Annotated in this window: 1 protein-coding gene; it reads right to left on the bottom strand. The window is 65.4% G+C overall.

Features of this window, described 5'->3' with window-relative positions:
* Positions 1-738: DUF4389 domain-containing protein (locus K789_RS0100005; protein WP_024364952.1), on the bottom strand; the 738-nt coding region annotated here is incomplete at both ends.

The following is a 738-nucleotide window of genomic DNA, read 5'->3' as shown; positions in this document are numbered from 1 at the left end:
GTAGGAACCGGGGCGTACGCGGGCCCGGCAGGAGGCGCCGCAGGACTGATCCCGGGGGCGTCGCCCGGATCCCGCGGCCCCATGTCCAGGTGGAACGGCGGGTATTCGTCGCGCATGAGGGAAACGTAAGCGGCGACCCGGTAGATCCAGCGGTTCAGGCCCATCAGGAAGTCGAAGAGCCCCTTCGAGTACACACCGGTAAACAGCAGGACGACCCCGGCGATGAGGACCAGCAGTCCAAGCAGCGAGGTCCCTGCACCCACCTGGACCCAATGCCCATCGCGGTATACCCAGGTCTGGGCTGTCCCGGTCAGCAGCGCGACAATCAGCAGGTGCGGGATGGCCAGCAGCCAGGACTTCACGAGCACCAGTCCGCGTGACAGTTTCTCGGGATAGTCGACGTCGAAGTCAGCCGGGTAGTCGGTGCGCTCCAGGGTGAAGGGCGGATAGATGTCCGTGCCCAGAGCCCCGTAGGAGTAGAAGGCCACCCGCCAGCTCCAGCGGATGACCCCGACGTTGAAGTTGAACAGCGAACGCGGGTAGCGCCCGGTGAAGAGGATCGCGAACCACGCAACGATGGTGACCACGCCGAAGGCAAACCAGAGGAAGAAGAGCACGATGAAGTGCGGGATCGCCAGGAACCACTTAACGAGCCACTTCCAGCGGGACAGGTTCGGGTCCAGGAAGCCGCTGAGCCGGGCCGGATAAACGACGCCGGAACCCGGCGGGACGCCCGGC

It is taken from the genome of Arthrobacter sp. TB 26 (genome assembly GCF_000427315.1).
Taxonomy (GTDB): domain Bacteria; phylum Actinomycetota; class Actinomycetes; order Actinomycetales; family Micrococcaceae; genus Arthrobacter.
This window is presented reverse-complemented; position numbering and strand designations above follow the sequence as displayed.